Origin of the sequence: Myroides profundi (assembly GCF_000833025.1) — a bacterium.
GTDB lineage: Bacteria > Bacteroidota > Bacteroidia > Flavobacteriales > Flavobacteriaceae > Flavobacterium > Flavobacterium profundi_A.
The window spans coordinates 1,132,088-1,145,539 of record NZ_CP010817.1; the positions used below are offsets into that span (position 1 = coordinate 1,132,088).

Consider the following 13,452-nt stretch of genomic DNA (forward strand, 5'->3'; position numbering starts at 1 on the left):
TTAGTAATCAATAGGTAGTTTTATGAGTAAAGGTGATCAAATCGTTGAGTTTTTTGAGTTAGAGAATATGGTAACTAATGAGATGTATCAGAGTAAAAAGGAATTAGTAAATGATTCTGGAACTTTCGTGACTTATCATATCTTTGATTCAGCTGATATTATTATTAGACAGTATTATCTGAAGTACACACAAGATTATGCCTTGCACTACGTCTTTGAAGAAATAGAGTATGTAGAGCTAAGCTTCTTTTTCGGGAAGCATATCGTCAGAGATGTCATTAATGGGACACCTAATAAGTACTTGCCTTTTCACTGCTATTTGACTTATCTGAGTACAGGATCGGTAGCAGATGTTATATTCGAAAAAGATGCCGTATATGAGCATTTAGATATCTACTTACCTTTAGAGTTCTTTAATGAATGGGGACAACAAGATGAGACTATAGCTGAGTTTACTACTGCGATAAAGAATGACCAGACTTCTAGGTTAATTAAGGATATTAAACTAACACAAGAGCTTTTAGTACTATTAAATGAGATCAAAACATGTAGTTATAAAGGTATAGCAAAGGATATGTATATCAAAGGGAAGGTACTAGAAGTAATATCTGTGTTATTGCATGAGAAAGAGGTTGGAGTAGAGGAGTGCTCTAAGTTACAGCTTGGAGTAAAACTGACACCAGAAGATGAACTAATACTATCTAATATAAAAGAATTTATAGACCTTAATTATCGAGAGTTTTATACTACAGAAGAACTGTCTAAGCTGTTTTTTATCAATGAATATAAACTAAAGAGAGGCTTTAAGCATCTATACAATCTTGGACTATTCGAATATGCTCAACATAGACGGATGAATATCGCTATACAGAAGTTAGAAGAAGCTCATCATACTATTGCAGAGATAGCTTTTGACTTAGGATATTCTTCTTCTGTTGCCTTTTCTAAAGCGTTTAAGAAGCACTTCGGATACCCTCCTAAACGATTTCACCTGACTTAGTATAACTTAAATAAAAAAGACGGAATACTTTATCTAAAGTATTCCGTCTTTTTATATTATAATCGAAACTGTGGATTATGCCATAGTTGTGAAAACGTTTTGTACGTCGTCATCTTCTTCGATTTTGTCTAATAACTTTTCTACGTCAGCTATTTCTTCTTCAGAAAGTTCTTTTGTTACTTGTGGTATTCTATCGAATCCAGAAGATAAGATCTCAATTCCTCTACCTTCTAACTCTTTTTGGATAGATCCGAAGCTTTCAAAAGGAGCGTAAATCATTACACCATCTTCATCTTCAAAGATTTCATCAATACCAAAATCAATTAATTCTAATTCGAACTCTTCTAGATCTCTACCTTCTTCAGCAGGGATTCTGAAGTTACATGTATGGTCGAACATAAACTCAACAGACCCTTGTGTACCTAAAGTACCGTTGCATTTATTGAAGTAACTTCTAATGTTGGCAACAGTTCTATTGTTATTATCTGTAGCACATTCGATTAAGAAAGCGATACCATGAGGCCCGTATCCTTCGAATATTACTTCTTTATAGTTTTCAGTATCTTTATCAGTAGCACGTTTAATGGCACGCTCTACGTTATCTTTAGGCATATTAGCTGCCTTAGCATTTTGTATTACGGCACGAAGGCGAGCATTAGCCTCGGGATTAGGTCCACCTTCTTTTACAGCCATTACGATATCCTTACCAATTCTTGTAAACGTTTTTGCCATAGCAGACCAACGTTTTAGCTTACGTCCTTTTCTAAATTCAAACGCTCTTCCCATAATAATTTGTTACTTAATTTTATAAACGCAAAAATAACTCATTATTCAAATATATCATAAAAAAAAAGGAAGCTTATTTTTAAGCTCCCTATTCTTTTGTCTTATTTTTTATAAAAAGGTGTTTTTACCACTTTTGCTTCAACATCATTCTTACGAATACGGATGAATATTTGGCTTCCTTCAGCAGCTAGTGCAACAGGAACATATCCCATACCGATTCCTTTACCTAATGAAGGAGATTGTGTACCTGAAGTAACTTTTCCGATTACGTTACCTTCAGCGTCTACGATTTCGTAGTCATGTCTAGGAATACCTTTACCTACTAGTTCGAAACCAATCAATCTATTTTTGATACCTGCTTCTTTTTCAGCTTTTAAATTATCAGAGTTGATAAAGTCTTTTGTGAACTTCGTTACCCATCCTAACCCTGCTTCTAATGGAGAGATCTCATCGTTTAGCTCATTTCCATATAGGCAGTATCCCATCTCTAGACGTAATGTATCACGAGCAGCTAATCCGATAGGTTTGATTCCCCAGTTAGCCCCAGCTTCGAATACTTTGTTCCAAAGTGCTTCTACATCTTCATTTTTTACATATACTTCAAAACCACCTGAACCTGTGTATCCAGTAGCAGAGATTACTACGTCTTTTACTCCAGCGAAAGTATCAATCACAAAGTTGTAGAATTTGATATCAGCTAAGTTAACGTCAGTTAAGCTTTGCATAGATTCAATAGCCTTAGGTCCTTGTATTGCTAAGATAGAGTATCCGTCAGATAGGTTCTCTAATGTAGCATTCATATCATTATGAGAGCTTACCCAGTTCCAGTCTTTCTCAATATTTGAAGCATTTACTACCATCAAATATTCATTTTCATTCACTCTATAAGTAATAATATCGTCTATAACTCCTCCAGTAGTATTAGGGAAGTAGCAGTACTGAGCTTTACCGTCTACTAATACAGAAGCATCATTAGAAGTAACTTTTTGGATTAATGCCAAAGCATTTGGTCCAGAAATTTTGAAGATTCCCATATGAGATACATCAAAGACACCTACACCGTTTCTAACTGTTTCGTGTTCAATGTTTACTCCTTCATATTGTACAGGCATATTAAATCCTGCGAATGGAACCATCTTCGCTCCTAAAGCTTCATGGATATGGTTTAAAGTTACTTGTTTCATTGTGTTGTTAATGATTTAATTATAATTAGGTGCTAAAGTAAGTTTTTTTTACCTCAAATAAAAGTGCTTTTGTATGGAGATTGTTGTGTTAGTATGAATTAATTATATTATTGATATTAACTACTTTGTTTTATTATATATAATTCTTTGTTATTGATTTTTAATTGATTATACTTTTTATTATCTTAGAGTAATCTAATTTATAAAGAATTAAAGTATGGAAAGAGCAATTAAAATATTAGTAGCACTATTATTGATCTTAAGTGCGTTTACTTCTTCATCAGATCTTGATCTATTAGTTGGTTTTATCGTTGTAGTAGGATTAGGTATACTAGCCTATAACTCTCATATCAATAAGAAGCTAATCGAAATGGGAATGTATATCCTCATTATAGGAATGTTCCAACCCTTTTATGCTATCCCTATAGCACATCAATGGTGGGTAATAATAGAGCTAGTTGTAGCTGCATATCTAGTCTTATCTGCTATATTTTCTAAAACCCAAACAGTAGAACAGAATTAATTTTATCTAAAAATAATACATATAAGCATATTACTGAGTTTGCAGTAATATGCTTATTTATTTTAAATGAGTGGTTTATGATGATTAAAGGATTGAAAGAGTACTGTAATTGAGCATTGAGTTAGGTAAAATCACATTTTAATGAATAAAGTTGTGTTTTATTGAAAATGATGTATTGAGTTGATTATAGGGTTTATTAAATGTTATTTTATTGATTGATTTTCTGTTTTTATATTAATTTGTTACGTCTAGGTGTTTTAAATGTTAATATTTATGTTTTTTTTGTATATTAGCACTGTTGAACTTAAAGATATTTAAGAACATCTAATTACTTTAATAAAAAACAGAGTGGGGACTTGTTTTTTCTTATATAGATGATTCTGATTAGGCCATTCTTAAGGATGGCCTTTTTTTCGGTTTGACAAACTAAAAATTGGTATTTGTGTTTGCAATTTTAGTTTTTAAGGTGAGTAAAAAGCCTGGGTTCAACCCTGGCTTTTTTTATAGACATAAGTTACTAAAGAGCACAAAACAAAAAACCAGAGCTATGGTTATCGCTCTGGTTAAAAAATGAAAGGTATTATAAAAAAAATGATGATTATAATTTTAAGTTCTTTAGTCTTAATGAGTTTGTAATAACTGATACAGAACTAAAACTCATCGCTACAGCTGCAATCATTGGAGATAATACGATTCCAAATACTGGGTATAAAATACCTGCCGCAATAGGAATACCGATACTATTATATATGAAGGCAAAGAATAAGTTTTGCTTTATATTCTTCATTACTCCATGACTTAGATTGATAGCCTTAGGTATACCGATCAGGTCTCCTTGTAATAGTGTTATTTCTGCACTTTCGATAGCAACATCAGTTCCAGTACCCATAGAGATACCTACATTAGCCTGAGCTAGAGCAGGAGCATCGTTTATACCATCACCAGCCATAGCTACTATTCTACCTTGTTCTTGTAGTTTCTTTATTTCGTTTAATTTATCCTCAGGCATTGCCTCAGCTAAGAAGTGTTTAATATTTAATTCTGTAGCCACAGCCTGTGCTGTCTTAGGGTTATCACCAGTGATCATAATCACTTCGATTCCTTTATTTTGAAGATCTTTTACAGCTTGTTTACTCGATTCTTTTATTTTATCGAATAATACTGCATATCCTATAATTGTATTGTTATCAGCGATATAAGATACTGTCTTCCCTTGGCTTTGTTCTCTTTCTACTTGTTGTAGTAAGCTATCAGTTAGTGGAGCTTGTACTACATCCATAAGTGCTTTATTCCCTAGAGAGATACGCTTCTTGTCTACTAGACCTTGTATACCTTTTCCAGTGATATTGTTAAACATCTTTACAGATGTTAGACTTAGACCATCTTCTTTCGCTTTTTTAGTAAAAGATGTAGCTAATGCGTGCTCACTATTTTGGTTAAGTGAAGCTGTTAGTAGTAGTAAATCTTTTTCTGTATACTCTGATGAGATACTTACGATCTTCTCTACTGATGGCTTACCTTCTGTCAGGGTACCTGTCTTATCCGTGATTAATACATCTACTTTATTTGCCGTTTCTAATGCTTCGGCATTTTTAATTAGCACTCCATTCTGAGCCCCTTTACCTATTCCTACCATGATAGACATCGGAGTAGCTAATCCTAAGGCACAAGGACAGGCAATGATTAATACTGCTAATGCATTAACAAAAGCGTAAGCTAATCTTGGCTCAGGCCCTAATGTTTTCCATAGAATAAAAGTAGCTATCGCGATAATCACTACGATAGGCACGAAGTACTTCGCTACCTGATCTGCTAGCTTTTGGATAGGCGCTCTAGATCTACTTGCATTATTTACCATTTCGATGATTTGAGACAGTAGAGTTTCATCACCTACTTTTTCTGCCATCATGATAAACGAACTATTACCATTAATGGTACCAGATACTACCTTATCTCCTTTTACTTTATGTACAGGGATAGGCTCTCCAGTGATCATAGATTCATCTATACTTGATTCTCCTTCTATGATTTCACCATCTACAGGTATCTTTTCTCCTGGTTTTACACGCAGGTGGTTACCTTTTACGATTTTGTCTATTTGTATTATTTCTTCCCCATTTTCAGTAACTAAAGTTGCTTCTGTAGGAGATAGTTTTAATAATTCTTTTATGGCTGTATTGGTACGACTGTGCGCTTTAGCTTCCATTACTTGCCCTACTAATACTAGGGTAAGGATCACAGCTACAGACTCAAAATAAAGGTGAATACCATGCTCTCCTTTAAAGTCATCTGGGAATAGATTAGGGAAGAATAAGGCTACAACGCTAAAGATTAACCCAGCGGCAGACCCTAATCCTATTAAACTAAACATATTAAGATTCCATGTCTTAAAAGAAGTCCATGCTCTACTAAAGAACATCCAACATACATAAACTACCGGAATGGTGAATAATAACTGTATATAGTTATTCCATTCATGAGGTACGATTTTTCCGATCGGGTCTCCAGGAATCATAGATCCCATAGCAAGTATAAATACAGGGATGGTGAAGGCTACTGATATACGCAGTTTCTTCAGCATATCTGTATATGTAGTATCTTCTTGTTCTACTAGAATGGTCTTAGGTACTAAGTTCATTCCACACTTCGGACAATTCCCTGGTTTGTCATACGTCTTATCACCTTCACATAGCATCGGACAGTAGTATACTGTCTTCTCTATTTTTGGTGCAGGGATTTGTTCTAAGTTCATCCCACACACAGGGCATCCTACATTGGTATCATAGACTTTATCTCCCTCACATAGCATCGGACAGAAGTATTTACCTGCTTTATCTTCCATGCCCTTAGGCAGTTCTTGTTGATACATATCTTCTTCAGATACTTCTACAGCTGGTAGAATCTCTTGAGATCCATCTTCTTTGGTTACGACTTCTTGAAGGATATAATTCCCTTTTTTCAATAAAGCCTTTTGTAAAGTTAATGTATCTATATCGTGATGAGACTCTATATGAGCATTTTCGTTTTCTAATGAAACTTCTGCTTGTATACCATGTATTTCATTTAGGGTATCTTCTATTTTGGTTCTACAACCATTACAGCTCATACCGCTTACTTTATATTCTTTTTTCATTTGTACAATAATTCTTTTTGTGCAGATACAAAGTACGAATAAAAAGACAGATATAGTGTTATACAATTTTGAAGAAGGATTATATAGTTTTGAACTTATGACAGCTAAATCTCTTACTGTTTTTAACTATAGATGTGATTTAATGTGTTAAAGGTTATGTTTTTATGTTTTTTTATATTGAGTGTAAATGATTGAGTCTTGATAGGGTCATGCTCCCATAGTGGTCGCATTAAAAATAGCCAAAACTATGCGACCACTATGCGATCATTAGCCGACCACTATGCGACCACTGCCTAAAAAGCTTGTCTCGTCCTACTATAGCTGTACAGTTATTGTTTATAATCCTGCTTTTAACTCTACACTTGTTTTTATAATCCTATTATAATTATACAAGTTATTTTTCTTGCGTTTATCTTCTATAATGTTAATTCCAAGTATAGAACATATATTCATTATTTATTATACACAGAAGGAATAAGTGAGCGTAGTTATTTTTTGTACTTTAGATTTTCAATATAAGATAGAATGAGAAGACTAAGTTTGGGACTGTTGATCGTAGGGATAGCGCTGATGGGGTGTAAGGAAAATAAACAACAAGAGGCTACTGAGGTAAATGTAGAATCTAAAGAGAAAACGACTATAAAGAAGACTAAGTTTATAGAAGGTACTTTAGTGTATAAAATGTCATTAAGTGATTCTCTTATAGGACGACTTATAGAGCATATCAGTCAGGACCCTCTGTATAGTAAAGAATTAGCGAAGAAGTATATAGAAGAGCAGTCAGTAGCAGACAGAGATAGAATTAAGCAGTTTCTGACGAATAATCCTTTGTTTTTAAAGGAGTACAGTACATTACCGTTTATTAAAAATAATGTATATGTAGCGGGCTATGAAGTAGTGTATAAAGGAGAAGGAGCTACGTATATTCTAGAGAATAAGTGGAATGATATATTAGATGAAGGATTTGTTTATGCATCCTCAACGATAGTTCCTAATACAGAATTAAATTTCTCCTACCAAAAGGAGTTCTTAGAAAGAGAACAATTGCATAAACAGATTACTTTAGAGAACTATAATCGCGTAGCAACTGGTGAAATAAGCAATGTGGCAGGCTATGAGGTAGAGAAGGTAATCTATACTATAAATGAAAAGAGTGAGAATAAGAATTTACCTGTATCTGTGACGCTCTATACAAGTAAGTTATTTAACCCTGTGATCAATAAAGTACTGCCTTATTATTTAAATGAAGAAGGTGGAATCTTAAAACTAGAAATAGAGATGGCTGGTGTACCTCATAATGTGAAGATGGTATATGAGGCAGAGATGGCTGTAGAACGAAAGTTGTTAGAACAAGAAACGGTTGTATTAGCTACTAAACGATTTTATGGAACTAAAACGAAAGATGATTTAGCTAAGTTAGAAGAACGGTTAGCTAGTATTTTTGCACCACTGAGCTTATAAAGTAAGATATAGAACAAACAATAATTATAAATATGAAACCAATTATCCAACCTAGTGAACTGCTATCCTTAAAAGAACAAGGGAGTAGTTATATATTAATAGATGCTACGAATAGTAAGGTGGCTAGAGCTGAGTATGATCAAGAGCATTTAGATGGAGCTTTATTTGTAGATGGGAATACACAGCTAGCTCATATAGGAGAAGATGCGTCAAAAGGAGGGAGACATCCTTTGCCTTCTGTAGCACAATTTGCTCATAGTCTACAGTCTTTAGGTATAATGCCTGATAGTCATGTGATTATTTACGACACTGTATTCGGAGGTAATTCTGCTGCACGTTTTTGGTGGATGCTGACTGCTGTAGGTCATCAGAAAGTACAGGTGCTAAGCGGAGGAATGAGTGCTGCGCAGCAGGTAGGTTTTCCAAGTAATAATAATGTGGTCAAAGCAAGTGAAGTAGGAGTGTACCCTGTAACGGAGTGGCAACTACCACTAGCTGATATTAATGAAATAGAGGCGAATGTATCACGTGAGGATTATGTAGTGATCGATGTACGTGAGGCAAATCGATATAAAGGAATAACAGAACCTATAGATACAGTAGCAGGGCATATCCCTGGAGCGATCAATGTTCCGTTTATGTCTAATCTAGATGAGAAGGGGATGTTCTTGACAGAAGAACAATTAAGAGAGAAGTACACTGCTATTCTACAAGATTATCCGTTAGAGAATAGAGCAGTACACTGTGGATCTGGTATTACAGCATGTCATACTCTATTAGCTATTACAGCAGCAGGTATCCCAACACCTAAGCTATATGTGGGCTCGTGGAGTGAATGGTCTAGAAGTAATAAGCCTATCGCAACAGAGGTGTAAATAGTATAAATAATAAGAGCTAACTGTATATAGTTAGCTCTTATTGTTTTATTGTGCAGTATAGAATAGTTGTGCTCCTGGACCTAGAGGTAACTCTAGAAGTAACCAAATCACAAATAAAATAGACCAACCTATAAAGAATACAATAGTATAAGGAAGCATAGTAGAGACTATAGTTCCTATACCTGCTTTTTTGTCATAACGCTGCATAAAGGCAACAATTAAGGCAAAATAACTCATCATAGGAGAGATAATATTAGTAACGCTATCTCCTATGCGGTAAGCCACTTGTACTAGTTCTGGAGAATACCCTAATAACATGAACATAGGGATAAATACAGGTGCCATAATAGCCCATTTAGCAGAGGCGCTTCCCATAATTAGGTTAATTAAAGCAGAGACTACAATAAACATCAACATTAACGGAATAGCTCCTAAACCTGACTTCTGTAGTGTTTCAGCACCTTCTATAGCGAAGATTAACCCTAGATTAGTCCAATTAAAATAAGCAACGAATTGAGCTGCAAAGAACACTAAAACAATATAAGACCCCAAAGTTTCCATCGCTTTTGACATTCCTTTCATTACATCGGTGTCGTTTTTGATGGTTTTAGCTCCGATACCATAAGCGATACCTGCTAGTGCTGCTCCAATAAATAATAAAGCAACAATACCTGACATAAAAGGAGACTTCAGAATCCCTCCATCAGTACCTCTTAAATAACCGCTCTCTGGAATTAGACCTCCTAGTATAAATGCAGTGAATAAAAGACCTGCTATAGAGGCATAGATCAGACCTTTCTTTTCTTCTTTGGTTAAAGGATCTATCGAAATTGCTTTTTCATCTCCTGTGTATTCTCCTAACCTAGGTACAACTATGCGCTCTGTAACCCATGTACCTAGAATAGCAATAATGAAGGTAGATACAAATAAAAAGTAATAGTTCGCAGCAGGGTTAACTACATAAGCTGGATCTATAATTCTAGCTGCTTCTTCTGATAATCCTGCTAATAACGGATCTATAGTTCCCAATAATAAGTTAGCACTATATCCTCCTGATACTCCTGCAAAGGCAGCTGCTAGTCCTGCTATAGGATGTCTACCTGCTGCTAAGAATATAATAGCTGCTAAGGGTACTAATAAAACGTAACCTACCTCACTAGCCGTATTAGAAAGTATTCCTGCAAATACGATAACGAATGTCAGTAGCTTCTTAGGAGAGGATAGTACTATCTTTTTTAGGATAGTACCTATTAATCCTGAACCTTCTGCAATACCAATACCTAATAAAGAGACTAGTACCGTACCTAAAGGTGCAAAGTTGGTAAAGTTAGTAACCATTTTAGAAAGGATCATGTGTAATCCTTCCGCACTTACTAGGTTGAATGACTTTATCTCTTCTTTAGTACCTGGATGGAGTACGGAGAGATCGAAAAAACTGGCTATCCATGAGGCTATAATAACTAATATAGCAAAACTAGCAAACAGAGTTGCTGGATGAGGTAACATATTACCAATCTTCTCAACACTAGATAAAAACTTATCTACTAAACTTTTTTTAGGGTTATCATTCATTTATCAAAAAATTATGTAAAAAGTGAAGATAGTATTTTTTACTTATCTATGAAATGGGGTTCGTTTTTTTACAGTAATTTATATTGATGTAGCATGTGTGGTGTTATTATAACTTTAGGTCATAGATGGACACGTCTTTTTCATTACATGATAAGAACTGCTGAGAGGTAGTGTTATATGTATAAGTACGAATAGTATCATCCTGATAAAGTACTTCTCCATTCTTAGATACGATATATACCCCTTCATCTGAGTTAACTAATACGAAAGCATCGAGTATAGTGTCAAAGTACATAGCGTTGTATTGGATACCTTTATGTTGTAGTTGTATTTTATCTAATAAGGTAGCTTTGTTGTTTTCTAATAGGTAAAGGTGTATCTCATTTAAGGAGTCCTCTGTTGCCTCTTCCTCTTCTTCTATATAGGGATTGTGTTCTACGGCAAGGATATTATTGCTTACCCAACATATTTTTCTTGATTCATGTTCCCCTTGATGAACGATGATATCTTGTATTCTAGGGTTAGTGATAAAGTTATTGACATCATAAGCATTAATACAATCAGAAGATCCCCATACCCATCCTACACTTGCGAAGTACTGATGATTAGGAGATAATAGTAATTTACCATAGAAATAATCATAGGTACTTGGCCAAGCTAGCTTATTGTGTTCTTTACGAGTTTTATAAAATTCGATATGCTTCTCTTCTGCTGCGTCTTCTATTAAAGATTTAGCAGCAGTTAGTATTTGACGAGTATCTAGATTCATGATTTGGACATGGTTCCAATCGTCAGCATAGATGATATGAGGTACTTGATTATCATCTTTATATAGCGCGATAGGGTATTTCGTGATATTAGCGTAATAATCCCCTCTCCATAGATGTAATCGGTATTCTTGTTTAGGATTAATGATATAACCATGACGCTTAAAGTCGTTTACTATAACGATAATATCATCTAGCGTATAGATAGAAATAGGAGCAGTGAGGTCAAAACCGTTATCAGTATACCCCATACTATCTTTTAAAGTGGATACTAGGGTAGTTGCACCTGTCAGAAAATTATGTTTTACGATATCTCCATTGCTCAGTAGCATTACTATTTCGTCAGTATTAGATAGTGTAGAAGCAAGTATGGTATCATCAGTCTGCTGCACATAGCTGTATTTCTGTTCTATAGTCATATATTCTATTTTATAGCGAAGATACGAAGCTATCTTAATGTAGTTATCAAAAAAAATAGTAAAGGCTACTCATCTCTGAATAGCCTTTAGTTTTATTTAGGTTCTATATTATTCCATATTACTTCATCAGGAGTAGGAGCTACTATAGTAAGTGTCTCTTTGGTCACTGGATGAATAAAGGTAAGCTTACGTGCGTGTAAGTGGATACCTCCATCTGGATTACTTCTGTCTGCTCCATATTTTAAATCTCCTTTAATAGGACATCCTATAGCAGATAACTGGCATCTTATCTGGTGGTGACGACCTGTGTATAGATCTATCTCTAGAGTAGAGTAGGTCTTTAGCTGGTGAAACATTCGATAGGTTAGCTTTGCCTTTTTGCTATTAGGAACTTCTTTTTTATGAGCTTTAGAAGTGTTATTCTTAGGGTTTCTCACTAAGAAATGTTCTAATGTGTCTTCTACTTTAGGAGGAGCATCTTTTACTACTGCCCAGTAGGTCTTCTGTGTCTCTCTATTTTTGAATGATTCGTTTAAGCGACTTAGTGCTTTAGAAGTCTTTGCAAATACGACTAACCCAGAAGTAGGGCGATCTAAGCGATGTACTACCCCTAGATACACTTCACCAGGCTTATTATACTTCTTTTTTAAGTATAGTTTGACTATTTCACTTAGTGGCATATCACCTGTCTGATCACCTTGTACGATATCGCCTACGCGTTTATTAATGATGATGATATGGTTATCTTCATGTAGTACTTGTAGATTGTCGGGTGTAGAGACGATTTTCATTTGTAATAATTTTAAACAAAAATATCCTTTTTATATGTAAAAAGGATATTCTTTGTATTTTAAATAAGTTAGGATCTATTAGTACTGTTCGTTTTCGTTAGGGAAATCAACAGACTTAACATCTTCAACGTATTGAGATACTGCATTTTTCATATCTTCAAAAATGTTCATATAACGACGTAAGAATTTAGGACTAAATTCGTGAGTAAGCCCTATCATATCATGTACTACTAATACTTGTCCATCTACACCATTACCAGCACCGATACCGATAACAGGGATAGAAATACTCTCAGCAACTTTCTTTGCTAAAGCAGCAGGTATTTTCTCTAATACAAGAGCGAAACATCCTATTTCTTCTAGCATTTTAGCGTCTTTGATAAGTTGATTAGCTTCTTCTTCTTCTTTAGCTCTTACTGTATAAGTTCCGAATTTATAGATAGACTGAGGAGTAAGACCTAAGTGTCCCATAACAGGGATGCCTGCGTCTAAGATACGTTTGATACCATCTTTAATCTCTTCTCCACCTTCCATTTTTACAGCATGAGCCCCGCTTTCTTTCATGATACGGATAGCTGAACGCAATGCTTCTTTTGGATCAGATTGGTAAGAACCAAAAGGTAAATCCACAACAATTAGCGCTCTGTCAGCTCCACGTACTACAGACTGTGCGTGATAGATCATCTGGTCTAATGTAATCGGTAGGGTAGTCTCATGACCAGCCATTACATTACTAGCAGAATCTCCTACAAGCATTACGTCAACTCCACCTGCTTCTAATACTTTAGCCATAGAGTAGTCATAACATGTTAACATTGATATTTTCTCTCCATTGGCTTTCATATCTATTAGCGACTTAGTTGTCACTTTTTTATAGTCTTTTTTTGCTACAGACATTTTTCTTGTTTTTTTGGGTTATTGTAAATTTTATTAAAGAA

Annotated in this window: 11 protein-coding genes; 4 read left to right on the forward strand and 7 right to left on the reverse strand. The window is 34.8% G+C overall.

Features of this window, described 5'->3' with window-relative positions; genetic code table 11:
• Positions 1-22 precede the first annotated feature (22 nt).
• Positions 23-1,000 carry a helix-turn-helix domain-containing protein gene (locus MPR_RS05125; RefSeq protein WP_041889878.1) on the forward strand — a complete coding sequence of 326 codons (978 nt, stop codon included), beginning with the start codon at positions 23-25 and terminating at the stop codon, positions 998-1,000.
• A 75-nt stretch (positions 1,001-1,075) separates the two neighbouring features.
• Here the strand turns inward: MPR_RS05125 and MPR_RS05130 are convergent, their stop codons facing one another.
• Positions 1,076-1,786: a YebC/PmpR family DNA-binding transcriptional regulator gene (locus tag MPR_RS05130; RefSeq protein WP_041889880.1), complete on the reverse strand. Its 711-nt coding sequence runs from the start codon at positions 1,784-1,786 to the stop codon at positions 1,076-1,078.
• Positions 1,787-1,887: 101 nt separating this feature from the next.
• Positions 1,888-2,970: a glycine cleavage system aminomethyltransferase GcvT gene (gene gcvT, locus MPR_RS05135; protein ID WP_006260805.1), complete on the reverse strand. Its 1,083-nt coding sequence runs from the start codon at positions 2,968-2,970 to the stop codon at positions 1,888-1,890.
• 217 nt (positions 2,971-3,187) lie between these two features.
• On the opposite strand from gcvT, the gene MPR_RS05140 reads away from it, so the two are divergent.
• Positions 3,188-3,493, forward strand: a complete 306-nt coding sequence (locus MPR_RS05140; protein WP_041889884.1) for a DUF6804 family protein — start codon at positions 3,188-3,190, stop codon at positions 3,491-3,493.
• Positions 3,494-4,091: 598 nt separating this feature from the next.
• Here MPR_RS05140 and MPR_RS05145 read toward each other — a convergent pair.
• Positions 4,092-6,626 carry a heavy metal translocating P-type ATPase gene (locus MPR_RS05145; protein ID WP_041889886.1) on the reverse strand — a complete coding sequence of 845 codons (2,535 nt, stop codon included), beginning with the start codon at positions 6,624-6,626 and terminating at the stop codon, positions 4,092-4,094.
• A gap of 525 nt (positions 6,627-7,151) precedes the next feature.
• Between MPR_RS05145 and MPR_RS05150 the strand changes: the two genes are divergently transcribed.
• Both MPR_RS05150 and MPR_RS05155 read left to right on the forward strand, forming a co-directional pair.
• A complete protein-coding gene (locus MPR_RS05150) occupies positions 7,152-8,087 on the forward strand; it encodes a hypothetical protein (protein WP_041889888.1) in 936 nt (311 codons plus the stop codon).
• A gap of 32 nt (positions 8,088-8,119) precedes the next feature.
• Positions 8,120-8,962, forward strand: a complete 843-nt coding sequence (locus MPR_RS05155) for a sulfurtransferase (protein WP_041889891.1) — start codon at positions 8,120-8,122, stop codon at positions 8,960-8,962.
• A gap of 48 nt (positions 8,963-9,010) precedes the next feature.
• Here MPR_RS05155 and MPR_RS05160 read toward each other — a convergent pair whose 3' ends face one another.
• The 4 genes from MPR_RS05160 to panB all read right to left on the reverse strand — a co-directional run bounded on the left by MPR_RS05160 (position 9,011) and on the right by panB (position 13,411).
• A complete protein-coding gene (locus MPR_RS05160) occupies positions 9,011-10,537 on the reverse strand; it encodes an AbgT family transporter (protein WP_041889894.1) in 1,527 nt (508 codons plus the stop codon).
• 106 nt (positions 10,538-10,643) lie between these two features.
• Entirely contained in the window at positions 10,644-11,723 is a 1,080-nt protein-coding gene (locus tag MPR_RS05165; RefSeq protein WP_041889897.1) for a hypothetical protein, read from the reverse strand.
• Positions 11,724-11,815: 92 nt separating this feature from the next.
• A complete protein-coding gene (locus MPR_RS05170) occupies positions 11,816-12,514 on the reverse strand; it encodes an RluA family pseudouridine synthase (protein WP_041889900.1) in 699 nt (232 codons plus the stop codon).
• Positions 12,515-12,592: 78 nt separating this feature from the next.
• Positions 12,593-13,411, reverse strand: coding sequence for a 3-methyl-2-oxobutanoate hydroxymethyltransferase (gene panB / locus MPR_RS05175; RefSeq protein ID WP_006256766.1), 819 nt, complete (start codon positions 13,409-13,411; stop codon positions 12,593-12,595).
• Positions 13,412-13,452: the final 41 nt, after the last annotated feature.

Coding starts and splice junctions, on each gene's coding strand:
- MPR_RS05150 (WP_041889888.1), top strand. CDS start 7,152: ATGAGAAGACTAAGTTTGGGACTGTTGATCGTAGGGATAGCGCTGATG.
- gcvT (WP_006260805.1), bottom strand. CDS start 2,970: ATGAAACAAGTAACTTTAAACCATATCCATGAAGCTTTAGGAGCGAAG.
- MPR_RS05145 (WP_041889886.1), bottom strand. CDS start 6,626: ATGAAAAAAGAATATAAAGTAAGCGGTATGAGCTGTAATGGTTGTAGA.
- MPR_RS05155 (WP_041889891.1), top strand. CDS start 8,120: ATGAAACCAATTATCCAACCTAGTGAACTGCTATCCTTAAAAGAACAA.
- MPR_RS05160 (WP_041889894.1), bottom strand. CDS start 10,537: ATGAATGATAACCCTAAAAAAAGTTTAGTAGATAAGTTTTTATCTAGT.
- MPR_RS05130 (WP_041889880.1), bottom strand. CDS start 1,786: ATGGGAAGAGCGTTTGAATTTAGAAAAGGACGTAAGCTAAAACGTTGG.
- panB (WP_006256766.1), bottom strand. CDS start 13,411: ATGTCTGTAGCAAAAAAAGACTATAAAAAAGTGACAACTAAGTCGCTA.
- MPR_RS05140 (WP_041889884.1), top strand. CDS start 3,188: ATGGAAAGAGCAATTAAAATATTAGTAGCACTATTATTGATCTTAAGT.
- MPR_RS05125 (WP_041889878.1), top strand. CDS start 23: ATGAGTAAAGGTGATCAAATCGTTGAGTTTTTTGAGTTAGAGAATATG.
- MPR_RS05165 (WP_041889897.1), bottom strand. CDS start 11,723: ATGACTATAGAACAGAAATACAGCTATGTGCAGCAGACTGATGATACC.
- MPR_RS05170 (WP_041889900.1), bottom strand. CDS start 12,514: ATGAAAATCGTCTCTACACCCGACAATCTACAAGTACTACATGAAGAT.